A 24,038-nucleotide genomic window follows, 5' to 3' on the forward strand; every position below is an offset into this window, starting at 1 on the left:
CATGCAACAGAACAGACAACTTGAACTTTGGGTCGGCACTTTCGTTCTGGCCGGGATCATCGCCCTGCTGGTTTTAGTTTTTAAAGTCGCAGATGTCAAAAGCATTGGTGGAGCTGAGACTTATCAGCTGAAAGCCCGTTTTGACAATATCGGTGGTCTGAAAGTCCGCTCACCAGTGAAAGTCGGTGGCGTCACCATCGGCACCGTGAGTAATATTTCACTGGATATGGAAACCTATGTCCCGGTGGTGACCCTCGCAATTGATAAGAAATATGGTTACTTTCCAGAAACCAGTTCGGCTGCCATTCTTACATCAGGCCTGTTAGGCGAGCAATATCTGGGGATATCTCCGGGTTTCGTCGATGAAGGGATCATGATGCTGGAAAATGGTGATTTCATAGAAGATACGAAATCGGCTCTGGTGCTGGAAGATATGATTGGTCAGGTGCTTTACAGCATCGGAAATGAAGGCGACAAGTAAGGAACTGAGAATGAACGTGTTGAAACGCTTTGGACTGGTTTTAATGGCCAGTTTACCGCTGCTCGTGAATGCAGCGCCCGTTGATAAAACGGATCCTTATAAAATGATGCAAGCCGTCTCTCAGCAGACTTTTGATCGACTCAAGTCCGAGCAGGCTCAGATTCAACGGAATCCGGAACACCTGCGGACTGTGGTTCGTCAGGAATTGCTGCCTTATATCAACACCCGTTACGCTGCGTATAAGGTGCTGGGACCTCAACTGAAACAAACCACAAAAGAGCAGCGCAATAATTTTGTGAATGCATTTACGGATTATCTGGTCGCCTCTTATGCTCAGGTACTGACGCAATATCAGGATCAGGATATCCGCATTGAACCGGCGAAGTCTGTGCCGGCAAGCAGCTCTATTGTTTCGGTGCGTGTGGATATTGTTGAACCGCAACGTCCGCCAATTCGCCTGGACTTTAAACTGCGCAAAAATAAGCAGACCAACGAGTGGCAGGGATACGATATGGTGGCTGAAGGTGTCAGCATGATCTCGACCAAGCAAAGTGAGTGGAGCGGCCAGCTGCGTACCCAAGGGGTCGATAAAGTGACGCAGGATCTGCGTACGCTGGCTGCGAAGCCAATCAAGCCTGAGGACAAATAGTCATGAATCATGGTGCCATCCACTGGCAAGCGCAGGAAAATGGGCTTTACCGCTTGTCAGGGGCGCTGGAACGTGACACAGTGCCAGCCTTTTGGCAGCAAAGACGTGAATGGATGCCACAAGATGCTAAGGTCAGGATCGATCTGTCTGATCTGACTCGGGTAGACTCTGCAGGTATGGTCATGATTCTGCATCTGCACAGAGAACTCAGTCAGGCTGGACGTCACTTGGTGTTGCAAGGAGTGCCGGAACAATTGTTCACCCTGCTCCGACTCAGTCATGTCGACACGGTGCTGGCTGCCTGTATGGAATGAGTAGTAGAGGATAGCTTGTGGAAACATCTGAAATTAAAACAATTCTTGAAAACGCATTGGAATTGGACGAAGTCATTGTCAGTGGCGAAGGCAGTCACTATCAGGTGATTGCGGTCGGTATCATGTTTGAAGGCATGAGCCGGGTGAAAAAACAGCAGGCCATTTATGCTCCCCTGATGGCGCATATTGCCAGTAATGCCATTCATGCTTTGTCGATTAAAGCATTCACTCCAGAAGAGTGGGCGCGCGACAAGAAGCTGATGTCTTTGTAAGAGAGTCCCAATGCAGAAGTTTCGTATTCAGGGCAATGGCCCGCTTCGCGGTGAAGTCGCGATTTCAGGTGCCAAAAATGCGGCCCTGCCTATTTTATTTGCTTCCCTGTTAGCGGAAGAGCCGGTTGAAGTCGGCAATGTACCCAAGCTGAAAGATATCGATACCACCATGGAACTCCTGAGCCGTCTGGGCGCGAAGGTGGAGCGAAATGGCTCGGTATATGTCGATGCCAGCAATATCACGGAATACTGTGCGCCTTATGATCTGGTGAAAACCATGCGTGCCTCAATCTGGGCGCTGGGTCCGCTGGTGGCTCGTTTTGGCCGGGGTCAGGTATCTCTGCCGGGTGGCTGTGCCATTGGTGCCCGTCCGGTGGATCTGCATATTCACGGTCTGGAGCAACTGGGCGCAACCATTACACTGGAAGAAGGCTATGTGAAAGCCGAAGTGAACGGTCGCCTGACCGGTGCTCACATCGTGATGGATAAAGTCAGTGTGGGTGCAACCGTGACCATTATGTCGGCGGCCACGCTGGCAACGGGGAAAACGGTGATTGAAAACGCAGCCCGTGAGCCGGAGATCGTGGATACCGCGGATTTCCTGAATGCAATGGGTGCAAAAATTTCAGGCGCCGGCTCAGACACCATCGTGATCGAAGGGGTTGAACGTCTGGGCGGTGGTTACCATGAAGTATTGCCAGACCGCATCGAAACCGGAACTTTCCTGGTCGCTGCCGCAATTTCCGGCGGTAAAGTGGTTTGTCGCAACACCCGTCCGACATTGCTGGAAGCCGCACTGGCGAAGCTGGAAGAAGCGGGTGCCCTGATTGAAACCGGTGATGACTGGATCAGTCTGGATATGGAAGGACGTGAGCTGAAAGCGGTCAACATCCGTACTGCACCGCACCCTGGATTCCCAACGGATATGCAGGCGCAGTTTTCACTGATGAATCTGGTTGCGAAAGGCACAGGTATCATTACCGAAACGATTTTCGAAAACCGTTTTATGCACATTCCTGAGCTGATCCGCATGGGTGCCCATGCAGAAATTGAAGGGAATACCGTGATATGTGGTGAAACCGAAGGTCTGAGTGGTGCTCAGGTGATGGCAACGGATCTGCGCGCATCAGCCAGTCTGGTGATTGCCGGCAACATCGCTAAAGGCGAAACGATTGTGGATCGGATTTATCACATTGACCGGGGCTACGAGCGTATCGAAGAGAAGCTGCGTGGTCTGGGCATGAAGATCGAGCGTTTCAGCGAGTAAGATCAATAATTCCGGGGGCGGGCTACCGTGCCCGGAATATATTCAATTCGTTTGCCATCCATGGGTTTACCTGTTTGGCTCATCGCCGATCAGAACTTTGATTTTCTTGGGTTTACCATTACGTAGGACCGTCATATCGGCATAAGTGCCGGGCCTCAGTTCTGTCACAATATCCAGCACATTCCGCATATCTGTCACGGGTTTGCCATCAATTTCAACCAGAATATCCTGAACGTGAAACCCGGCTTTGTATGCTGGCCCGTTCGGATCCATGCCCATCACAATGATTCCCCGAATTTGCTCTGCATCATAGAGTCGTGCCATCACCGGGTTGATCTCACGACCGTCGATACCGATATACCCCCGGATGACCCGTCCGTCTGCAATCAGCTTGTTCATGATCTTTTGCGTTAATTTAAAGGGGATGGCAAACGAGATCCCATAGGTTTCAATATCCGTGGCCTGCTGAAAAGAGGCGGTGTTGATCCCGACCAGTTCCCCCCGGGTATTCACCAGCGCTCCCCCTGAGTTTCCGTCGTTGATTGCGGCATCCGTTTGCAGAAAGTCCTGACGGCCGTAAAAGCTCATGCCGGAACGACCCGTGGCAGAAATGATGCCGTAAGTGGTGGTTTGTCCCAGATTGTAAGGATTGCCGATGGCCAGCACTACATCACCAACAGCGGGGAGATAGTCCGGGTTCAGCGGGATCACTGGTAAATTTTCGGCCTGAATCTTGAGCACAGCAATATCCGTACGCTGGTCTTTGCCGATCAGTTGTGCGGTAAAGATCCGGCTGTCCTGAAGGGCGACGATGACTTGGTCTGCTTCGGCAACCACATGGTAGTTGGTCACGATGTAGCCTTTGTCACTCATGATGACCCCGGAGCCCAGTCCTTGCGTACTGAGTTGCAGGCGATCTTCTGCGTTATAACGGCGGTTATAGATATTGACGACTGCAGGGGAAGCCCGACGAACGGCATAGCTGAAAGAAATTTGCTGAGGAACTTCCGGTTCACCGTGAATGGCCGCTGTCGGCGAAAACATTTGGGTGCGCAAACTTGGGAAAGCAAACAGCAACACTCCAGCTGTCAGTACGCCCATAAGGGCGGATCGACCTAAAAATGCCAGCATTGATGCTCCCCTAGTTGACCTGAATTTTGTCGATGATGCAAAAAGTTACAAAGCCGCTTGAGAATAGCATTGACTGCCAGTTTGCAACAAGTCGAAGCACAGAGAGGATGACAGAAAAGTCGTGTGATCAAACAGCCCGGGCAGGAGCCCGGGCTGAGAGATGTCTGGAAGTGAGTTATCGGATGATGAGATACAACTCATTGTTACCGCGTCTGATTTCCAGCGCCAGCACGGAGGGTTGTTTATCGAGCGCTTTGCGGAGTTCGCCCAGATTCTTAATCGGCTGACGGTTCAGGCCAATGATGATATCACCTTCTTTCAGACCATAGCGTGCCGCCATGGATTGCGGATCAATCCGTGTGACCTTCACACCATTTGCTTTGTCTTCAGACGTCGTATTGCTGAATTCAGCCCCTTGCAGGCTTTGATGTAAATGATCTGCTTTGAGATTCATCATTTCAGCTTCCTGCAGCGTGACATTGAAATTTTTCTCGTCGCCGTCTCGCAGGACGCCCAATTTCACTTTTTTACCTGCACCTAGGGTCGCGATTTTCGCGCGCAGTTCGCCAAAGGTCCGGATTTCTTTGTCATTCACCGAGACGATGATATCGCCGGCTTTCAGGCCTGCTTTTTCAGCCGCGGAGTCGGGCATTACCTGATTCACAAAAGCACCATGATTGGTTTCATAGCCAAAGGCTTCAGCCAGCTCTGAGGTCAGTTCGCCGCCCTGAACTCCCAGAACGCCGCGTTTCACTTCACCAAACTCCAGGATCTGGCTGGTCAGGTTTTTCACCATATTGACCGGAATCGCGAAACCTATCCCGACATTCCCTCCGTTTGGCCCCAGAATGGCGGTGTTGATCCCGATCAGTTCGCCGTTGAGGTTAACCAGGGCACCACCGGAGTTACCACTGTTAATCGCGGCATCGGTCTGGATGAAGTTTTCAAAATTTTCAATGTTGAGTCCACTGCGGCCTAAGGCTGAAATGATCCCTGACGTCACGGTCTGGCCGAGCCCGAATGGGTTCCCGATAGCTACCGAAAAGTCACCGACGCGCAGTTTGTCTGAGTCAGCCAGCCGAATCTGTTTTAGGTTTTTGGGGGTCTCGAGGCGGAGCAGGGCAATGTCCGACATTTCGTCACTGCCGATCAGTTCCGCTTTGAGCTCCCGCCCGTCGTGTAGTTGAACCAGAATTTTGTTCGCGCCATCAATCACGTGGTGGTTGGTGACGACATATCCTTTATCTGCATTGATAATGACCCCGGAGCCCAGGCCGCGGAAAGGCCTTTCCTGGAGCTGTTCATTTGGCATGTCCGGGCCAAAGAAATAGCGGAAAGCTTCAGGAATACGCTGTTTGGAGACATGTTTCCCTTCAACCGCAATACTGACAACGGCTGGTGTAACCTGTTCCAGCATCGGCGCCAGGCTCGGCAGTTGCTGATTATTGACGGCCAGCGGGAGCGCGGCGGTTGCCGAGATAGGGGTCATGACCGCACTCATACTTAACGCCAGTGCACTCAATACAAGTAAAGGTTTCTTCATCATCACTCAACTCCATTTTTCCAAGTGCTTAGTGTGACTGATATATTTGGAGATAGTTCCGATGTTTATCAAGATTGAAACAATGATTTCAGGCAGGAAAACTCTCCTGTGAAGCCGAAAGGCACCCCAGGAGAGGGGTAAAGTTTAGCTGGCTTTGGCGGGCTCAGCTTCGGGTTTCCGGTCGGTTCTCAGCAGGCCGGATGCACCATTTGCATAGTCACGGGGAGGTTGTGTTTCTGTTTCCGTTTGAACTTCAGTTTCTACGGGCTCAGTCACGGCGGTCAGGGTGCTGATTCGCTGAGAAAACGGGTTATCCTGCTCAGGCAAATTTGGCATCAGCTCAGCGGATGTTTTTGCCATGTGCTCGTAAAGTTTGCTGTAGTCTTTTGCCAGATTGTCCAGCAAATCTGAACTGCGGGCAAAATGATCGATCAGTTCCTGACGGTACTGCTCTAACTGGTATTTGGTTTTATCCAGTTCTTTCTGTAATTCTTTCTGCTGTTTCAGGTTTTTATTCCCTAACCGGGCAACAAAGGCACCGACCAGCGCGCCTGCGACAAAAATCAAAATCGCGTAGATCCAAGCCATAAAAAAACTCCTTGTGACTGCGGGTACAGCAGGTTGACCTGCTTTTTATCCCAAAAGTAAAAAGTGCTTCTTGGGTGGTTATCTAGTTACTATACATGCACATGAAGTGTCGTGGTACTATCTACGACTAAAGATGGAACAATAAGAAGTGGTTGGTCTGGCAAAATCGGCACCAGACACAGCGCTTCAGGCGATTAAGCAGGACGAGGATGACCCCGGAACAACGCTATCAAGACGATCTCAAAAAACCAGGATTTTTGCCCGATGCCGCACAGGCGATGGCGGTCTCTCATCTGGAAGATTTGTATCATCGTATGCTGGCCCCTCAGCCAGCGCCTGAGAAACCTTCCTTCATGGATCGTTTGTTCAAGCGTCAGGTTCAGGCGGATGTTGTGCCAGTCAGAGGCCTGTACTTCTGGGGCGGCGTCGGACGCGGGAAAACTTATCTGGTCGATACCTTTTTCGAGTGCCTGCCAACTGAGCGTAAGATGCGGATGCACTTTCACCGGTTTATGCACCGTGTCCATAAAGAGATGCAGACGCTCAGTCATCAGACGGATCCGCTGGAAATCGTGGCTGATCGGTTTAAACAAGAAACGGACATCATTTGTTTTGATGAGTTTTTTGTTTCCGATATTACCGATGCCATGATTTTGGGGACATTATTTCAGGCCTTGTTCCGTCGCGGGATCACGTTGGTCGCAACCTCCAACATTCCACCGAACGACTTATATCGCAATGGGCTGCAGCGGGCTCGGTTTTTGCCAGCCATTGATCTGATCAATACCCACTGCGACGTCGTGAATGTGGATTCCGGGGTCGACTACCGGCTTCGGACACTGGAACAGGCTGAGATTTATCACTGGCCACTGGATGGCAGTGCAGCAGAAAACATGCATCGTTACTTTCTGCAGTTGTCGATGGACCCCCGGCGTGAGGGCGGGGGAATTCTGATCAATGATCGGCCCATCGCGACGTGTCATGAAGCGGACGGTGTCGTACATTTTACCTTTGATGCCTTGTGTCGCGGTGCACGCAGCCAGGCCGACTATATGGAAATTGCACGCATGTACCACAGTGTGCTGCTCTCTGGGGTACCGGTGCTGACGGAAAAAGATGATGACGCTGCCCGCCGGTTTATCGCAATGGTGGACGAGTTCTACGAGCGCCATGTTAAACTGATTATTTCCGCCGAAGTCAGCATGGACCAGCTGTATCAGAGCGGCCGGTTAAGTTTTGAGTTCAAACGCTGCTGTTCACGCCTGATTGAAATGCAAAGTCACGAATATCTGGCAAGACCGCATCTGGCGTAATCAAGAAAGCCGCCTGCCAGCCGGGGAAGAGACTGAACTTTTTTAGAAAAAAAGGTGATTTTTTCCGCATGCTTCCGTATAATCTCGCGACCCACCGTACCTGTGACGGCGTTATGCCGGGAGTGCCAACCACTCGAAGGGGTGATGACTGGGCTCTTATACAGAGAGAACGTTCTGCGTTCTTAGAAAGTGAAACTATTTAAATTTGGGTAAGAATTAGCATGAAAACTTTCGTTGCTAAACCAGAAACTGTAAAACGTGACTGGTATGTTGTGGACGCTGAAGGTAAAACACTGGGTCGTCTGGCAACTGAAATCGCATCTCGTCTGCGCGGTAAGCACAAGCCTGAGTACACTCCTCACGTAGATACCGGCGATTACATCGTTGTGATCAACGCTGAGAAAGTTGCAGTCACTGGCGCGAAGCGTACTGACAAGATGTACCACCGTCACACTGGTTACATCGGCGGTCTGAAAACGATTAGCTTTGACAAGCTGCTGGACAAAAAACCAGAAGCTATCATTGAAATCGCTGTAAAAGGCATGCTTCCTAAAGGTCCTCTAGGCCGTGCTATGTACCGTAAACTGAAAGTTTACGCAGGTAGCGAGCACAACCACGCTGCACAGCAGCCACAAGTTCTAGACATCTAATTGGGGAACATGACAATGGCAGAGAATCAATACTACGGCACTGGCCGCCGCAAAAGCTCAGCTGCTCGCGTTTTCGTTAAACCGGGTACTGGCAACATCGTAATCAACAAGCGCAGCATCGAAGAATACTTCGGCCGTGAAACTGCTCGTATGGTTGTTCGTCAGCCACTTGAGCTGGTTGAGATGACTGAGAAACTGGATCTGTACATCACTGTGAAAGGTGGTGGTATCACGGGTCAGTCTGGTGCAATCCGTCACGGTATCACTCGCGCTCTGATGGAGTACGATGAGACTCTACGTCCTGCTCTGCGTGCCGCTGGCTACGTGACTCGTGACGCTCGTCGCGTTGAACGTAAGAAAGTTGGTCTGCGTAAAGCACGTCGTCGTCCACAGTTCTCTAAGCGTTAATTCAACGCTCCAGATTTTTATCTGGTTACTGTGTACAGCAAAGCCCAGCCATTGGCTGGGCTTTTTGCGTTTCTGGATTCAGCATTTTCCGTCTTGTTTGTGGATTACTTCCGGGTTTTCCTACGGCTTTTCATATTGCTGTATTGGTCTTATTGTCAGTTTTGTTGAAAAACTGGCACCAAATTTTGCATTTTTCCTGCTTGACGTTGTGCGAAATTAAACCCACAAATCTCTCACATTTGCGGTGTTTACCTTGTCTTAAAGTAGGGTTTTCTTTATCATTTGCCGCGATAAATAGCAGCATGAAAATTCTTAATCAATAAGCTGTTGAGTCTTTCCGTAGAAAGTTAGCCGTAAGCTCCAGGGACGCAGAAGGAAGAAATAATCCGGAGCGGGAGCACATGGGAGAATGTTGGATGAGCAAAGCGCCAGTAAGTAACGGCCGACGCCGCTTCCTGACTGCGACGACCTCGGTTGTTGGAGGCTTAGGTGCAGTCGCTGTCGCCGTACCCTTTATCAAATCCTGGAATCCGAGCGCCAAAGCAAAGGCTGCCGGTGCACCAGTAGAAGTTGATATCAGTAAACTTGAAGAAGGCCAGATGATCCGCGTAGAGTGGCGAGGCAAACCGGTGTGGGTAGTACGCCGTAGCCAAGCGATTCTGGATGAACTGCCTACACATGACGACCGACTGCGTGATCCGCAGGCCGCTGAACCACAGCAGCCAGGATATGCAGTAAACGAGTTCCGTTCACGTAAACCAGAAATTTTTGTTGCCGTTGGTATTTGTACCCACCTTGGCTGCTCACCCACTTATCTGCCCGACAGTTTCAGTGAGCAGGTCAGCGGTGTACCGGCTGGTTTCTTCTGTCCTTGCCACGGTTCTAAATTCGACATGGCTGGTCGGGTTTTCCAGGGCGTGCCTGCACCACTGAACTTAGTGGTTCCACCGCACATGTTCCTGAACGACAACACGATTTTAGTGGGTCAAGATGAGGAGACGGCATAATGGAAGGCTTGCTGGGCTGGATTGAAAAACGTCTGCCAGTGATGAATGCTTATAAAAAGCATATGTCCGAATATCCGATGCCGAAGAACTTTAACTTCTGGTATCTGTTTGGCTCACTGGCCATGTTGGTTCTGGTGAACCAGATTCTGACCGGGATCTGGCTGACGATGAACTATGTACCATCCGGTGATGGTGCTTTCGCTTCAATTGAATACATCATGCGCGATGTGGAATACGGATGGCTGCTGCGTTATATGCACTCAACGGGCGCATCGGCATTCTTCGTGGTGGTTTACCTCCACATGTTCCGTGGTCTGATCTACGGCTCTTATAAGAAACCGCGCGAACTGCTGTGGCTGTTCGGGATGCTGATCTTCCTGGTCCTGATGGCTGAAGCATTCATGGGTTACCTGCTGCCTTGGGGACAGATGTCTTACTGGGGGGCTCAGGTTATCATCTCGCTGTTTGGTGCGATTCCTGTCATTGGTGACGATTTAACGCTGTGGATCCGTGGTGACTACGTCATTTCCGGTGCAACGTTGAACCGTTTCTTCGCCCTTCACGTCATTGCATTGCCAATCGTTCTGTTGCTGCTGATTGTGCTGCATATTCTGGCACTGCACGAAGTGGGTTCAAACAACCCGGACGGCATTGACACCAAACTGCCGAAAGGCAGTAAAGGTGGCAACTTTGAGTCTGGCTTCAAGTTCCACGAATACTACACCAAGAAATACGACATCATTGATTCGGTTCCTTTCCATCCTTACGGAACGGTGAAGGATCTGGTAGGTGTGGCAATTTTTGCCTTCCTGTTCAGTTATGTGATTTTCTTTAACCCTGAAATGGGCGGCTATTTCCTTGAGCCACCTAACTTTGAAGCGGCAAACCCGCTGAAGACACCTGAACACATTGCCCCTGTTTGGTACTTCACACCGTTCTACGCAATCTTGCGTGCGGTGCCGGACAAACTGCTGGGTGTAATTGCGATGGGTCTGTCAATTGCAATGTTGTTTGTTCTGCCATGGCTGGACCGCTGTAAAGTGCGTTCTTATCGCTATCGCAGTAAGTTGCATCTGGCAAACATCGTTCAGTTCACTATCTGTTTCATTGCGCTGGGTATCCTGGGTGCGTTGCCGGCGACGGCTGTGTACACGCTGATGGCACAGATCTTCAGTTTCGGTTACTTCATGTTCTTCGTGATGCTGTTCTTCTACAGCAAAAATGAAGCCACGAAACCGCTACCAGAGAGGGTCACTTTCAAATGAAAAAGCTGATGGTAATGCTGCTGGCTCTGTTGCCTTCTCTGGCAATGGCTGCGGGTGGCGGAAATGTTCACCTTGATGCCGCCAATAATGATTTGTCGGACAAGGAATCTTTGCAGCGTGGTGCACGCACATTCATGAACTATTGCTTTGGGTGCCATGCCACTCAGTATCAGCGCTACCAGCGTGTTGCTGAGGATCTGGATATCCCGACTGATCTGATGATGGAAAATCTGGTTTTTGATGAGAATGCCAAAATTGGTGATCTGATGACCAACTCCATTTCTGAAGATTATGCAGCGGCGTCTTTTGGTGCACCAGCACCCGATCTGACGCTGGTTGCCCGGGTTCGTGGGACCGACTGGCTGTACACTTACCTGCGTTCTTTCTATGCGGATCCAAGCCGCCCGTTTGGTGTGAACAACGTAGTCTTCCCAAGCGTAGGTATGCCGCACGTGCTGGAAGAGCTGCAGGGGACGCCGCGTAAAGTGTTCGAAACCCGGACAATTGACGGCGAAGAAGTGCAGGAGTTTGTGGGCCTGGAATCAGATGGCAATGGTGAGCTGAGTCCTGGCGAATACGATGCTGTGGTTCGCGACCTGGTGAACTTCCTGGAATACTCTGCAGAACCCATGAAGCTGGAGCGCCAGCGTCTGGGTCTGTGGGTCATGGGCTTTATCGTGATCTTCTTCGTTGTGTCTCTGCTGCTGAAGAAAGAATATTGGCGCGATGTCCATTGATCGGGTAATCTAGTGCGTTAAGAAACTCGCAATGGGGGCCAGTGCCCCCGTTGCTTTTTATGTATATGAGTATACTGGAGGGGTTGATGGCTGTAGCTGCCAATAAACGCTCTGTGATGACGCTGTATTCTGATGCTTCGGATATGTATAGCCATCAGGTGCGTATTGTACTTGCAGAAAAAGGGGTAAGTGTTGAGATTGAGCTGGTTGAGCCAGACAACTTACCAGAGGATCTGCTTGACCTGAATCCATACAATTCTGTTCCAACCCTGGTTGACCGTGAACTGGCCCTGTATCAGGCCGGCATTATTATGGAATATCTGGATGAGCGTTTTCCTCACCCACCATTGATGCCTGTTTATCCGGTTGCTCGTGGTAACAGTCGCCTGATGATGTACCGCATTGAACGGAATTGGTATTCACTGGCTGAAAAAGTCATCAAAGGAACTACAGATGAAGCAGAGAAAGCACGTAAGCAATTGCGTGAAGAACTGCTGGCTCTGTCTCCTGTCTTTGCTGAGTTCCCATACTTCATGAGCGAAGAATTCAGCCTGGTGGATTGCTACCTGGCACCATTGCTGTGGCGTTTGCCTGCGATGGGAATTGACCTGACTGGCGCAGGTTCGAAAGAAGTGAAAGCTTATATGACCCGTGTCTTTGAGCGTGATTCTTTCCTGGCTTCTCTGACTGAAGCTGAGCGTGAAATGCGTCTGGCAGGCCAGTAATGGAGATGGCGGAGATGACCCCGCGCCGGCCTTATTTGGTGCGGGCTTTCTATGAGTGGCTGGTGGATAATGATCTGACCCCGCATCTGGTTGTGGATGCAACTTTGCCGGGTGTTCAGGTGCCTCAGGAATTTGTCAGCGATGGTCAAATTGTCCTGAATCTGGCTCCGCGTGCAGTTGGTAATCTTGAACTGGGTAATGAAGCCGTTCGGTTCAATGCCCGTTTTGGCGGCCGTCCTCATGCTGTCTATGTCCCTCTTGCTGCGGTGCTTGCACTGTATGCACGGGAGAATGGTGCAGGCACGATGTTTGAGCCGGAACCGGCGTATGACATGTCCTCAGATGAAGTGGTTGAAGCGCTAGCTGAAACTTCGGGTGATCCTGAGCATCTGACTGCGGTATCCAGTGTTGAATCTGAATCCCTTGAAGCAGATGACAGTGTGGCTGAAGAAGAAGCACCACAAGCACCGCGTCCAAGCGGTCGTCCGAGCCTCAGAGTCGTGAAGTAATCACGTCCCGGAATCCAATAAAAAAGCAGTGCTTCGGCACTGCTTTTTTTTGCGTTGTTGTCGCCACGCACGCCTCAGTTCAGATATTCAAATGCCTTGATGACTTGCTGAACCCCTTCGACATTTCGGGCAATTTCTGCAGCGATATTCCCTTGTTCACGGGTGACGAATCCCAGCAAGTAAACACGCTGGTTTTCAGTGGCGACTTTAATCGCACTGTCGCGCAGTTTTTTGCTGGCAATCAACTGGGCTTTGACTTTGGTGGTTAACCAGCTGTCGCGGCCAACATCAGCAAGCGTCGGCAGTGGCCCGATGAGAAGCTGATTGTGCACCAGCTTCACGGAATTCAGCTTTTTTACGTCGCCAATCAATTGGGCAGCTGTGGCCTGATCCAAGGCCTGACCGACCAGTAAGACTTTGCCTTCATTCGCAAACGCATTGACCCGGGCTTTACCCTGATAAGGGGGTTTATTCACCAAACCACCAACCTGCATGGCGATCTGTTGATCCTGCCATTGCTGCTGGCCACTGCGTGGATCCGTTTGCAAAATCGTGCTGCAGCCCTGAAGCGTCAGCGTGAATAGCAGAATGAAACCAGCAACACGCATCATTTATCCTTCATGTTGAGGGAAGAGGGTCTGATCGATTAAATCGCACAAGCAATGCGCCGTCAGTAAATGGCCTTCCTGGATTCGAGCCGTGCGCTGCGACGGAATACGGATTTCCACATCCTGTACACCCAGCAAACCTGCCATTTCCCCGCCGTCTTTGCCTGTCATCGCAATGATGTTCATGTCTCGGGTCAGCGCGGCTTCCATCGCTTTGATAATGTTCTTGCTGTTGCCGCTGGTAGAGAAGACCAGCAGAATATCGCCAGGCTGGCCGAGGGCACGTATTTGTTTGGAGAAGATCTCATCCTGATGATAGTCGTTTGCAACCGCGGTCAGTGTGGTGGTATCGGCGGTCAGCGCCAGCGCGGGTAAGCTGGGGCGCTCAGTTTCGAAACGATTGATCAGGCAGGACGCAAAATGCTGGGCATTCGCAGCCGAGCCACCATTGCCGCAGCACAGAATTTTGTGGCCATTGAGCAGGCTCTGCACCATGACCATGGCGGAACGTGAAATCGCATCGGGCAGGGCTTCAGCGGCTGCAATCTGGGTTTGAATACTTTCGGTAAAACTTTCTCTAATGCTCTCTAGCATGTTTCACTCTTCGACTAAGGTGTTGGTCAACCAGGTGATTTGATGATCAGCGCCCTGAATGGCGACCACATCGAATCGGAGTTGGCAAAGTTCGGCTGAGAGGCCTTTTGAGTGCAGCCAGAACAACGCTGTCCGCTTGATACGCTGCTGCTTGCGCCAGTCGATGGCTTCCACTGCGGTTCCAAAGCGGTTGTGCGCCCGGTACTTGACCTCAATAAAGACCCAGCAGTTGCCGTCTTTCATGATCAGGTCCAGCTCCCCGCCACGGCAATGCACGTTACGGGCGATCGGCTTGAGTCCCTGGCGTTGCAGATACTGCTCGGCCAGCGACTCGTAATGGTACCCCTGACGGCGCTTATTGAACAGGTTCAATGCCATTGGGTGTGAATACTGCCCAATCCAACTGACGTTGCACCACACAGTGATCGTCCAGACTCAGCTGGCCGGTTCTGCCCTGTGTGCTGTAGTGATCGACCACCTTCATTTGTGGCAGCTCCGTGATCATCCGATAGGCATCCATCCCGAAGGCGTGCAGGCGAATCATCCCGTTTTTCTGACCCGGCCAGAGTTGCTCAAATTGCTGCATGAACGGCTGATCCGGTGCTGCGAGCAGTGGAATGTCACTGAACTCGATGCCGGACAGTTCACCCATGCTGGCCTGATTATCCGGGTTTGCCCGGGAACTGGCGTAAAGCTTCGGTGGCGTGACGTCCGGGTTAATGGCCACTTCGATAAAGGGCTTGAGCAGCGTCACTTCATTGCGGTTGGCGATCAGATACACGGCATCGGTATCGCGTCGGCTGCGGGCCTGTGTTTTCAGTGAAATGCCAAGGACCTGCTGCATCTGGTCATTCCGGGCACGGCTGTCAGTTAAGCCAAACACTGCCGCGATCTGGTTTTGAATCTCACGGCTGGAGCCGAAGGTTTGCAGCTCGGCCTGTTTCCCGGTCAGCTTTTCCCACTTGGCGATGAAGGCCTGACTGACCCGGCGACCAAAATCGTTGGCCGGGGCCATGACCATGGGGCTGCGATGACCTTCAGCAAAAAGGTGTTGTGCGGCCTGTTCCGCTTCCTGTTCCGGAGAGAGGGAGAAGTAACAGGTATTGGGCTGGCTCAGATCCAGGTTCTGCGGTTCGTTCAGCGCCAGCTGAGTCGCATTGCCACCCTCAATGGACTGAAACTGAGTGATTTTGTCTTTTTGCAGCGGGCCGATCACTAACTGAGTGCCTTCCTGCTGCAGTTTGTTGACGATACTGAACATCGGTTCGGACTCTGTATCGTAAATGGAGAGCTCAGTGCTTGGATCGCGCTCACTATCTTCCAGCATGGCATTGAGGAAGCCGTCCCGAACAGCTTTGCCCTGACTTTCGAATTTACCGGACAGCGGCAGTAGCAGAGCAACTTTTTCCAGCTCAATCAGTTCCAGGCTCATGATGGCCTGTAATTCGGCAGGGAGATGGCTGTTGGCCGGATGATCCGGATGAGTATCCAGCCAGTTTTCCACTTCGGACTTCAGGCGAACCGGGCGTTGCGCATAGGCATTTTTCAGCAGGCTCAGTTCAACCCAGCCTTGCAGCACGGTTTCGTCGGACCTGATGGTAGCGGACTGCAACTGATGTGTATTGTAGTGGGACAAGTCCAGCCACAGATTCTGCCAGTTGACCGGGGTTTCATTGGTGTTGAGGTACTGCGCCAGTGCTGTGCGTTCGCGGGCAGCCTCAAAGTATTGTTCGGTCTGATTGAGCAACTCGGCACGCAACAGGTGATAGCGACGGAGCTGGCTATCGGATACCGGCCACCAGGGCAGGAAGTTCAGTGTTTCCAGTGCGGCTTTGGGCTGGCCTTGCTGATAGCGCAGGCTGGCACGAGCCAGTTGCCACTCGGCCATCTGTACCGGAGAGAGATTCATCCGGGCCAGTTTATTGGCTTGCTGATCAGCCTGAGGCCACCGGCCTTCTTTAATTAGGGCTTTCAGCGCCAGAATGTGCCAGTCAATACTGAGTGCACCTTCGGTCGACTCGGCTTTCAGCAGGTAGTTCGCCGCTGAGTCCGTTGCCGGAGCGGTAATGTCTGCACCGTAGGATGTGGATTGGGTGCCCGGCGTAGAACAACCTGCCAGGATCACAGCAAGGGCTACAGGGGCCAGAATACGTGTTACACTTTTGCGCTTATGGGTAAAATTAAGCATTGAATTCATTCAACTGTGACAAATTACTCTCTATATTAATTGCAGATGAGATCATAGACAAATGAGTGAGACCAATTCGTGTTCGGTGGATGTCGCAACTTTGTACATCGTTCCGACCCCGATCGGCAATTTGGCAGATATCACCCAACGTGCGCTGGATGTTCTGGCCAATGTGGATTTGATTGCTGCCGAGGACACACGCCATACCTCACGCCTGTTGTCCCATTTTGCCATCCCGACCCGGACCTTCGCGCTGCACGATCATAATGAACAGCAGAAAGCGGATGTGCTGATCGAAAAACTGCAGCAAGGCAGCAGCATTGCACTGGTCTCTGATGCCGGTACACCTCTCATCAGTGATCCAGGGTACCATCTTGTGACCCGTTGTCGTCAGGCGGGTGTTAAAGTTGTGCCTTTGCCGGGGGCTTGCGCTGTCATCACGGCGCTGAGTGCGTCCGGACTGCCTTCCGATCGTTTCAGCTTCGAAGGCTTCCTGCCTGCAAAAAGTAAAGGGCGTCAGGACACTTTCCGCAATCTGATGGAAGATCCCCGCACGCTGATTTTTTACGAATCCCCCCACCGTATTCTGGATTCGCTGGCAGATATGCTGGCTGTTCTGGGGCCGGATCGCGACGTCGTTCTGGCGCGGGAGCTGACCAAAACCTTTGAAACCATTCATGGTGCGTCTTTGGGGGACTTGCTCCCCTGGCTGAACGAAGACAGTAACCGGATCCGGGGCGAGATGGTTCTGCTGGTGGCTGGCTATCGTGCTGATAAAGAAGACATGCCTGCCGAAGCGCTGCGGACGCTGAAAATTCTGGTGGCAGAGCTGCCACTGAAGAAAGCGGCCGCGATGACTGCAGAAATTCACGGGGTGAAAAAGAACGCGCTGTATAAGTGGGGACTGGAAAACCTGGATTAAGCGCAAAAGAGCTGGAAGTGTTCACTTTCACACCAGTTTGCGCATAAAGGTGATCTTTCTCTGGTATCCGGGCCGGGAGTTTTATACAATCCGCGCCCTGAGTTGACCAGGTAACCGCTGCTTCGTTGATGTCCTTTGGGAGACTGACGAGGGGGAGGAAAGTCCGGGCTCCACAGGACAGGGTGCCAGATAACGTCTGGGAGGCGTGAGCCTACGACCAGTGCAGCAGAGAGCAAACCGCCGATGACTCGCTTGCGAGAACAGGTAAGGGTGAAAGGGTGCGGTAAGAGCGCACCGCGCGACTGGTAACAGTTCGTGGCACGGTAAACTCCACCCGGAGCAAGACCAAATAGGTTCCCAATGGCGTGGTCCGCGCTGGGAACGGGTAGGTTGCTTGAGCCTGCGAGTAATTTCAGGCCTAGAGGAATGGTTACCACCGCGCAAGCGGAACAGAACCCGGCTTATCGGTTAACTCACCCCATTCAGGAAAGGTGATGTTCGCAGCAGTGCGGGCATCACCTTTTATCGTTTTAGGCTCTGGTGAATTTTTCGGATGAATGGTCCGAAGGGGAATCGGAGCCCAACGCTGGGCAAAGACGTTGTCTGCATCAAATGTTTGTCAGAACCGGTATGAGTGTCTTGACAACTTTTTTGCTGCCTTCGTACACTTTGTGTTGGTTTTTTGTGGGAAAAAATGAGGATTTCGTGGCAAATATTTCATTTTTCCTGTTGCCTGCCCAAAATGGACAGGTATAACTAATGTTGTGCGTACCGATTGGCGCATCAATGGGCGTCCGGTAGGTGAATACTGACTGTCCTGCGCACAGCAGACAACCAACGCCCCAGTATTTCTGGTGGAGACATCCGGCCGGTGTCTTCAGTACGCTTATTATTCAGCTGAATCAACGACTATGTCCGAACAATTTGCGCACGTATCCGTGCTGCTTCATGAGTCTGTCGATGGCCTTGCCATCAAACCAGACGGTATTTATATCGATGGCACTTTTGGCCGTGGTGGCCACAGTCGCCTGATTCTTTCTCAGCTTGGTGAGCAGGGCCGCCTGTATGCCATCGACCGCGATCCACAGGCGATTGCGGAATCTGCCAAGATTGATGATCCTCGTTTTCAGATTATTCACGGACCGTTTTCCGGCATGGCGGGTTACATGGCCGAACTGGGCCTGAGCGGCAAAATCGACGGTGTGTTACTTGATCTGGGCGTTTCTTCTCCGCAGCTGGATGATGCAGAGCGCGGTTTCAGCTTTATGCGTGACGGCCCGCTGGATATGCGCATGGACCCGACTTCCGGTGTCTCTGCGGCTGAATGGCTGCTCACTGCGGATGCAGATGATATTGCCTGGGTGCTCAAAGAGTTTGGTGAAGAACGCTTTGCCAAACGCATCGCACGCGGCATCGTGGAATATCGCTCGAATCCGGACAATGTACCGCTGGAGCGGACCACCCAGCTAGCTAAGCTGATTGCTGATGTTTCACCGTTTAAAGATAAACATAAGCACCCGGCGACCCGTAGCTTTCAGGCGATCCGTATTTATATCAACAGTGAACTGGAAGAAATCGACATTGCCTTGCATGGTGCCCTTGAGGTGCTGGCGCCGGGGGGCCGTCTTTCAGTGATCAGCTTCCACTCACTGGAAGATCGCATGGTGAAGCGCTTTATCCGCAAGCAGAGCAAAGGACCGGATGTTCCGGCGGGGCTGCCGCTGACGGAAGAGCAGATTAAAGCGCTGGGCAGTGCGGATCTCAAACCTGTGAGCAAGGCCATCAAGCCAACCGCAACGGAAACCCAGCACAACCCGCGGGCACGCAGCTCCGTGCTTCGTTTGGCTGAACGTCTGTGAGTGTTCAGCCCACGCCAGCAGAGAACCTGATCCGCCAGATCGGTCGTGATCTGGTGACGGTCGGTCGTGTGCCGCTGATCCTGCTGGTTCTGGTGCTGATCTCTGCGCTGGGGGTGGTGTATATCACCCACCAGTCGCGCCAACTGGTGGCGCAGCAGGAGCAACTGCTGATTGAGCGGGATGATCTGGATATCGAATGGCGTAACCAGTTGCTGGAAGAGAATTCCCTGGCTGAACATAGCCGAATTGAAACTCAGGCGGAAAAGGCACTCGAGATGAAGCGGCCTAACGCAAAAAATGAAGTTGTCGTGCAGTAATGAAAAAAGACGAGCCTGCATCCGAATCCCCCTCTCGCCGCGAAGTCGGCGTTGCGCCGGCATTTATTCCGTGGCGGTTTGGCCTGATTTGCGGCCTGATTGCGCTGGCGCTGATTGCGTTAATTGGCCGGGCAGCTTATATCCAGGTGCTTGAACCGGGTAAGCTGATCGAAGAAGGGGATTTGCGGTCACTGCGGGTGAAAGCAATGCCTTCTGCTCGCGGGATTATTTCTGACCGAAATGACGAACAACTGGCTGTCAGTGTCCCGGTGCAGGCTGTTTGGGCTGATCCGGTCGATATCTATAAACATGGCGGTATCGCTGAACCTGCCCGCTGGCACGCCCTGGCAGATGTGCTGGGGCTGAACCGCAAAGCCATGCTGGCACGTCTGGAAGACAACAAATCTCGCCGCTTCATTTACCTCCAGCGTCAGGTCAGCCCGGCCATGGCTGCTTATGTCAGCAAACTCAAACTGCCTGGAATTGGCCTCAAAGATGAGTCGCGCCGTTTTTATCCGGCGGGCGAAGTCAGTGCACACCTGATTGGAGTGACCGGGATTGATGCCCGGGGGCTGGAAGGCGTCGAAAGATCCTATGATGGCTGGCTGACCGGAGAGCCGGGCCGGCGAACGGTCCGGAAAGATCGCTATGGCCGCGTGGTCGAGAATATTTCCCTCAAACAACGTGAACCAGGTAAGCCGTTGACGCTGAGTATCGATCAGCGATTGCAGGCGGTGGCTTATCGCGCTGTGAAGCAGGCTGTGGTCGATTACAACGCGACGTCAGCTTCGATTGTCATGGTCGATGTCCGTACCGGCGAAGTGCTGGCCATGGTCAATGCCCCTTCCTATAACCCCAATAATCGCGATCAGCTGCAAAGCTTCCGGATGCGTAACCGCGCAATTACAGATGCGATGGAGCCGGGCTCCACCATTAAACCTTTTGTCGTCCTGGCGGCGCTGGAAAATGATGTCGCCGATGAGCGCACCATCATTGATACCGGCAACGGTCTGATGCAAGTGGGCGGCAGCCGGGTCCGGGATGTTTCCCGGGTTGGCAAAGCGGATCTGGCGAAGATTTTGAAAAAATCGAGCAACATCGGCGTGAGTAAATTATCCCTGTCGATGCCCGTCGATGCGGTTCTGGGCATGTATAGCGGCATGGGGCTGGGAGAAGCATCCGGGATTAACCTGATTGGTGAAGCGCAGGGCCTCTTTCCGGATCGCCGTCGCTGGTCGGATTTTGAACGGGCCACGCTGGCCTTTGGTTACGGAATATCTGTCACGCCGATTCAGTTAGTGCGTGCTTACGCCACACTGGGTGCCATGGGGGTTAATCGCCCGTTGTCTATTCTGAAAACTGAAGCTGTGGTGCCGGGACGGCAGGTGGTTTCAGCCGCAAATACCCGAAAAGTTCTGAACATGCTGGAAGGCGTTACACAGTCCGACGGCAGTGCCAAACGCGCTGCTGTGCCGGGATACCGGGTTGGCGCCAAAACCGGAACCGCGAAAAAAGCGGCTGCTGGCGGCTATAGTGATGAGTATGTCGCCATGACGGCTGGTCTGGCCCCCATCAGTGATCCCCGCATCGCGATGGTTGTTGTGATCAATGAACCTCAGGGTGATGCCTATTATGGGGGGCAGGTGGCTGCACCGATTTTTTCTGAAGTGATGGGCAGTGCGCTGCAAATCCTGAACGTCAAACCTGATGCCGGAAAAGGCGATCAGTTAACGATTGTACACAACAGAGGCAAGTCTGATGCCGGAACCTGATGTTTCACTCTCTTTCGGGACGCTTTTATCTCCCTGGCTGGATGCCGAGACGCTCACACCGCAAGTCGCTGATATTCCGGTGACTGAACTGACACTGGACAGCCGGATGGTCTCTCCGGGCAGTCTCTTTGTGGCAATTAAGGGCCATGCAGTGGATGGTCGCCAGTATATTGCGGCTGCGATTGCTGCGGGTGCTTCTGCCGTGCTGGCAGAAGCGGAAGCGGGCCAGACAGACGGTCAGACTGAATTTCAGAACGGGATTCCCGTGGTGGCGCTGACTCAACTGCCTGCGCGGCTTTCTGCGCTGGCTGGTATGGCGTATGCGCAACCGGATCAGGCGTTGCAACTGGTGGCTGTGACGGGGACTAACGGTAAAACGACCGTCAGTCAGTTACTGGCACAATGGGCTGAATTACTGGGACGTACCTCCGGTGTGATGGGAACGACGGGCAATGGCTTACTGGCTGATCTCAAGCCGGCAGTGAATACCACAGGCAGCGCAATTGATATCCAGCGAACGCTGGCTGAACTGGTTCGCCAGCGTGCAGACTTTGCAGCAATGGAAGTCTCTTCGCATGGTCTGGTGCAGGGGCGGGTGAAAGCGCTGCGGTTTGCGGCGAGTATTTTTACCAACCTGAGCCGGGATCACCTGGATTATCACGGGGACATGGCAAGCTATGCTGCAGCGAAGCAGAGTTTGTTTACAGAACATCAGGCGGGGGTTGCTGTTATCAATGCCGATGATGCCGTGGGCCGAGTGTGGTTGAGCGAGCTTCCCGACGCAGTGGCTGTGGCAACCCATCAGCAGTCCTTGACGGCGCATTCTGGTCCGAAACTCTGGCTGACTTCGGTGCAGTACACCACGCAAGGTGTCACGGCAGCGTTTGATTCCAGCTGGGGGGCAGGTGAGCTGACGGCACCCTTGGTGGGGGCGTTCAATGTGTCCAATCTGCTGCTGTCGCTGGCGACTTTGTTGTCACTGGGTTATCCGCTGGATGCATTAATTGCATCCGCGCCGAAACTGCAGGCGGTGATTGGCCGGATGGAAGTTTTTCAGGCCGCTGACAAACCTATGATGGTGGTTGATTATGCTCACACCCCGGACGCACTGGAGAAAGCGCTGGCCGCTTTGCGTCAGCACTGTGAAGGTGAGCTGTGGTGTCTGGTCGGGTGCGGCGGCGAGCGGGATCGCGGTAAACGTCCGATGATGGCAGCGATTGCTGAACAGCAGGCGGACCATGTGATTCTGACGGATGACAACCCGCGCAGCGAATCACCGGATCAGATTGTGGCTGATATGCTGGCCGGTCTGACTCATCCGGAGCGTGCTCAGGTGATTCATGACAGAGCCGAAGCCTGTCGTCAGGCACTGATTCAGGCAAGTGCGACAGACATCGTTCTGGTGGCCGGTAAAGGACACGAGGATTATCAGATTCTGGCGGGGAAAACGATCCATTATTCTGATCGTGAAACCGTCAAGGCTTTGTTGGAGAGTCAACAATGATACAAGTGACACTGAACGAACTGGCGCAGGCGCTGAATGCCCGGCTCATTGGCCAGAGCGTCAGTATCGACATGGTTTCTACAGATACCCGGACGATTGAGCCGGGTACCTTATTTATTGCCCTGAAGGGTGAGCGTTTTGATGCCCATGATTTTGCCGCACAGGCACAGTCAAGTGGTGCGACAGCCTTACTGGTCAGCCGGGAGCTTGAAACCGATTTACCTCAGTTGCTGGTTGATGATACCCGGCTGGCGCTGGGTCAGCTGGGCGCATGGCTCAAAGCGAAAATGACCCGGGAACATGGCCTGAAGACTGTGGCCCTGACGGGAAGCTGCGGCAAGACAACCGTCAAGGAAATGGTGGCATCGATTCTGAGCCTGTGCGGGAACGTGCTGGCGACATCAGGGAATTTCAACAATGACATTGGTGCCCCGCTGACGTTGTTGCGCCTGACCCCTGAACATGACTTTGCCGTGATTGAGCTTGGGGCAAATCACGAAAAAGAAATCGCATACACGACGGCGCTGGTGCAGCCGGATGCTGCGCTTGTCAATAACCTGGCAGCCTCGCACCTGGAAGGCTTTGGTTCGATGGCCGGTGTGGCCCGCGCGAAAGGTGAAATTTTTGAAGGCCTGGCTCCCGGCGGCACAGCGGTCGTGAATCTCGATTCTCACGCGCTGGAGCGCTGGCAGCCGTCTTTGGCCAATCAGCAACTGGTGACCTTCAGCGCAAATCCTGAAGTCCGGTCGGTGCCGAATTCTGTCGCAGAGCTCTCAGCGAGCGGGATTAGCGTTAACCCTCAGGGCTGTCCTTGTTTTACAATGCATACCCCTGACGGCGATGTCAGTATTTCGCTGCCGCTGGCCGGGCGTCACAATGTGGCGAATGCTCTGGCAGCAGCAGCGCTGGCATTTGCGATGGGGGCAACGCTTGTGCAGGTGAAGGCAGGTTTGGCACAGGTCGCCGCGGTTAAAGGCCGTACCTTGATTCTGGCGCCAAAGCCGGGATTGCGTTTGATCGATGATACCTACAATGCCAGCGTCGCGTCGGTGAAAGCAGCGATTGATTTGCTCGCCGACTTTGAGGGACAGCGCTGGCTGGTCTTTGGTGATATGGCGGAAATGGGGCATGAAAGTGATCGAATGCACCGTGAGATTGCCGACTACGCCCGAGACAAACAGCTTGATCGTGTGATGACCTTTGGCAGGGACAGTGCCATTGTCAGTGAAATCAATCAGGGCCAGCACTTCAGCGACAAGCAGGCTTTGTTGGACACACTGAAAACTCTGGTACAGCAGCATTTTCATCAGGAATCCGCGAAGGATCCTCAACAACAACAAGAGATAACAGTGTTAGCAAAAGGGGCACGCAGTGCCCGGATGGAAGACGTGATTGCTACACTGCAGGACTTATAA

At 52.7% G+C, this 24,038-nt stretch carries 26 protein-coding genes and 1 other RNA gene; 20 read left to right on the forward strand and 7 right to left on the reverse strand.

The genetic code is table 11. The features are described from left to right. Window position 1: 1 nt before the first annotated feature. The 5 genes from mlaD to murA are packed head-to-tail and all read left to right on the forward strand — an operon-like array spanning window position 2 to window position 2,983. The gene (gene mlaD / locus Q4579_RS09315) at window positions 2–481 is read left to right on the forward strand and encodes an outer membrane lipid asymmetry maintenance protein MlaD (protein WP_303563466.1); all 480 of its coding nucleotides are present in this window, start codon (window positions 2–4) and stop codon (window positions 479–481) included. Window positions 482–491: 10 nt separating this feature from the next. Continuing rightward, entirely contained in the window at window positions 492–1,130 is a 639-nt protein-coding gene (gene mlaC / locus Q4579_RS09320; protein ID WP_303563468.1) for a phospholipid-binding protein MlaC, read from the forward strand. Between the two features lie 2 nt (window positions 1,131–1,132). Then, window positions 1,133–1,444, forward strand: a complete 312-nt coding sequence (locus Q4579_RS09325) for a lipid asymmetry maintenance protein MlaB (RefSeq protein ID WP_211646345.1) — start codon at window positions 1,133–1,135, stop codon at window positions 1,442–1,444. A 17-nt stretch (window positions 1,445–1,461) separates the two neighbouring features. Next, window positions 1,462–1,716: a BolA family iron metabolism protein IbaG gene (ibaG, locus tag Q4579_RS09330; protein WP_211646344.1), complete on the forward strand. Its 255-nt coding sequence runs from the start codon at window positions 1,462–1,464 to the stop codon at window positions 1,714–1,716. 10 nt (window positions 1,717–1,726) lie between these two features. Beyond that, on the forward strand, window positions 1,727–2,983 hold the full coding sequence (gene murA / locus Q4579_RS09335; RefSeq protein WP_303563472.1) for a UDP-N-acetylglucosamine 1-carboxyvinyltransferase: 1,257 nt from the start codon (window positions 1,727–1,729) through the stop codon (window positions 2,981–2,983). Window positions 2,984–3,049: 66 nt separating this feature from the next. On the opposite strand, the gene degS is transcribed toward murA, so the two are convergent. From degS to zapG, 3 genes are all read right to left on the reverse strand, one after another. Then, window positions 3,050–4,114 carry an outer membrane-stress sensor serine endopeptidase DegS gene (degS, locus tag Q4579_RS09340; RefSeq protein WP_303563474.1) on the reverse strand — a complete coding sequence of 355 codons (1,065 nt, stop codon included), beginning with the start codon at window positions 4,112–4,114 and terminating at the stop codon, window positions 3,050–3,052. A 175-nt stretch (window positions 4,115–4,289) separates the two neighbouring features. Beyond that, window positions 4,290–5,657: a Do family serine endopeptidase gene (locus Q4579_RS09345; protein WP_303563591.1), complete on the reverse strand. Its 1,368-nt coding sequence runs from the start codon at window positions 5,655–5,657 to the stop codon at window positions 4,290–4,292. A gap of 144 nt (window positions 5,658–5,801) precedes the next feature. Continuing rightward, complete coding sequence (gene zapG / locus Q4579_RS09350) at window positions 5,802–6,245, reverse strand: Z-ring associated protein ZapG (protein WP_303563476.1); 444 nt, start codon at window positions 6,243–6,245, stop codon at window positions 5,802–5,804. 209 nt (window positions 6,246–6,454) lie between these two features. On the opposite strand from zapG, the gene zapE reads away from it, so the two are divergent. The 8 genes from zapE to sspB all read left to right on the forward strand — a co-directional run bounded on the left by zapE (window position 6,455) and on the right by sspB (window position 12,859). After that, window positions 6,455–7,558: a cell division protein ZapE gene (gene zapE / locus Q4579_RS09355; RefSeq protein ID WP_303563478.1), complete on the forward strand. Its 1,104-nt coding sequence runs from the start codon at window positions 6,455–6,457 to the stop codon at window positions 7,556–7,558. Window positions 7,559–7,779: 221 nt separating this feature from the next. Continuing rightward, on the forward strand, window positions 7,780–8,208 hold the full coding sequence (rplM, locus tag Q4579_RS09360) for a 50S ribosomal protein L13 (protein ID WP_211646339.1): 429 nt from the start codon (window positions 7,780–7,782) through the stop codon (window positions 8,206–8,208). A 15-nt stretch (window positions 8,209–8,223) separates the two neighbouring features. Next, window positions 8,224–8,616, forward strand: coding sequence for a 30S ribosomal protein S9 (gene rpsI / locus Q4579_RS09365; RefSeq protein WP_303563480.1), 393 nt, complete (start codon window positions 8,224–8,226; stop codon window positions 8,614–8,616). 416 nt (window positions 8,617–9,032) lie between these two features. After that, complete coding sequence (gene petA / locus Q4579_RS09370; RefSeq protein WP_211646338.1) at window positions 9,033–9,623, forward strand: ubiquinol-cytochrome c reductase iron-sulfur subunit; 591 nt, start codon at window positions 9,033–9,035, stop codon at window positions 9,621–9,623. Continuing rightward, window positions 9,623–10,888: a cytochrome bc complex cytochrome b subunit gene (locus Q4579_RS09375; RefSeq protein ID WP_211646337.1), complete on the forward strand. Its 1,266-nt coding sequence runs from the start codon at window positions 9,623–9,625 to the stop codon at window positions 10,886–10,888. The genes petA and Q4579_RS09375 overlap by 1 nt, the downstream gene beginning before the upstream one ends. Further along, window positions 10,885–11,625, forward strand: a complete 741-nt coding sequence (locus tag Q4579_RS09380; RefSeq protein ID WP_303563483.1) for a cytochrome c1 — start codon at window positions 10,885–10,887, stop codon at window positions 11,623–11,625. The genes Q4579_RS09375 and Q4579_RS09380 overlap by 4 nt, the downstream gene beginning before the upstream one ends. A gap of 86 nt (window positions 11,626–11,711) precedes the next feature. Next, window positions 11,712–12,350, forward strand: coding sequence for a stringent starvation protein SspA (gene sspA, locus Q4579_RS09385; RefSeq protein WP_303563485.1), 639 nt, complete (start codon window positions 11,712–11,714; stop codon window positions 12,348–12,350). Beyond that, window positions 12,350–12,859, forward strand: coding sequence for a ClpXP protease specificity-enhancing factor (sspB, locus tag Q4579_RS09390; protein WP_303563487.1), 510 nt, complete (start codon window positions 12,350–12,352; stop codon window positions 12,857–12,859). The genes sspA and sspB overlap by 1 nt, the downstream gene beginning before the upstream one ends. 74 nt (window positions 12,860–12,933) lie before the next feature. Here sspB and Q4579_RS09395 read toward each other — a convergent pair whose 3' ends face one another. From Q4579_RS09395 to Q4579_RS09410, 4 genes are read right to left on the reverse strand one after another with little or no spacing between them, the layout of a single operon-like run. After that, the gene (locus Q4579_RS09395; protein WP_368501978.1) at window positions 12,934–13,470 is read right to left on the reverse strand and encodes a BON domain-containing protein; all 537 of its coding nucleotides are present in this window, start codon (window positions 13,468–13,470) and stop codon (window positions 12,934–12,936) included. Next, the gene (locus tag Q4579_RS09400) at window positions 13,471–14,061 is read right to left on the reverse strand and encodes a phosphoheptose isomerase (RefSeq protein ID WP_303563489.1); all 591 of its coding nucleotides are present in this window, start codon (window positions 14,059–14,061) and stop codon (window positions 13,471–13,473) included. 3 nt (window positions 14,062–14,064) lie between these two features. Next, window positions 14,065–14,439 carry a YraN family protein gene (locus Q4579_RS09405; protein WP_211646332.1) on the reverse strand — a complete coding sequence of 125 codons (375 nt, stop codon included), beginning with the start codon at window positions 14,437–14,439 and terminating at the stop codon, window positions 14,065–14,067. After that, entirely contained in the window at window positions 14,417–16,249 is a 1,833-nt protein-coding gene (locus tag Q4579_RS09410) for a penicillin-binding protein activator (protein ID WP_303563491.1), read from the reverse strand. The genes Q4579_RS09405 and Q4579_RS09410 overlap by 23 nt, the downstream gene beginning before the upstream one ends. A gap of 61 nt (window positions 16,250–16,310) precedes the next feature. Between Q4579_RS09410 and rsmI the strand changes: the two genes are divergently transcribed. From rsmI to murF, 7 genes are all read left to right on the forward strand, one after another. Beyond that, a complete protein-coding gene (gene rsmI / locus Q4579_RS09415) occupies window positions 16,311–17,171 on the forward strand; it encodes a 16S rRNA (cytidine(1402)-2'-O)-methyltransferase (protein WP_303563493.1) in 861 nt (286 codons plus the stop codon). A gap of 98 nt (window positions 17,172–17,269) precedes the next feature. After that, an RNA gene (gene rnpB, locus Q4579_RS09420) (RNase P RNA component class A) lies at window positions 17,270–17,651 on the forward strand. A 431-nt stretch (window positions 17,652–18,082) separates the two neighbouring features. After that, window positions 18,083–19,030, forward strand: a complete 948-nt coding sequence (gene rsmH, locus Q4579_RS09425; RefSeq protein WP_303563495.1) for a 16S rRNA (cytosine(1402)-N(4))-methyltransferase RsmH — start codon at window positions 18,083–18,085, stop codon at window positions 19,028–19,030. Beyond that, window positions 19,027–19,347: a cell division protein FtsL gene (gene ftsL / locus Q4579_RS09430; RefSeq protein WP_303563497.1), complete on the forward strand. Its 321-nt coding sequence runs from the start codon at window positions 19,027–19,029 to the stop codon at window positions 19,345–19,347. The genes rsmH and ftsL overlap by 4 nt, the downstream gene beginning before the upstream one ends. Next, a complete protein-coding gene (locus Q4579_RS09435) occupies window positions 19,347–21,119 on the forward strand; it encodes a penicillin-binding transpeptidase domain-containing protein (protein WP_303563499.1) in 1,773 nt (590 codons plus the stop codon). Before ftsL ends, Q4579_RS09435 begins: the two co-directional genes overlap by 1 nt. After that, window positions 21,106–22,623, forward strand: a complete 1,518-nt coding sequence (gene murE / locus Q4579_RS09440; RefSeq protein WP_303563501.1) for a UDP-N-acetylmuramoyl-L-alanyl-D-glutamate--2,6-diaminopimelate ligase — start codon at window positions 21,106–21,108, stop codon at window positions 22,621–22,623. Before Q4579_RS09435 ends, murE begins: the two co-directional genes overlap by 14 nt. Further along, window positions 22,620–24,038, forward strand: a complete 1,419-nt coding sequence (gene murF, locus Q4579_RS09445) for a UDP-N-acetylmuramoyl-tripeptide--D-alanyl-D-alanine ligase (protein ID WP_303563503.1) — start codon at window positions 22,620–22,622, stop codon at window positions 24,036–24,038. Before murE ends, murF begins: the two co-directional genes overlap by 4 nt.

The organism is Photobacterium sp. 1_MG-2023, assembly GCF_030547945.1.
Lineage (GTDB): Bacteria > Pseudomonadota > Gammaproteobacteria > Enterobacterales > Vibrionaceae > Photobacterium.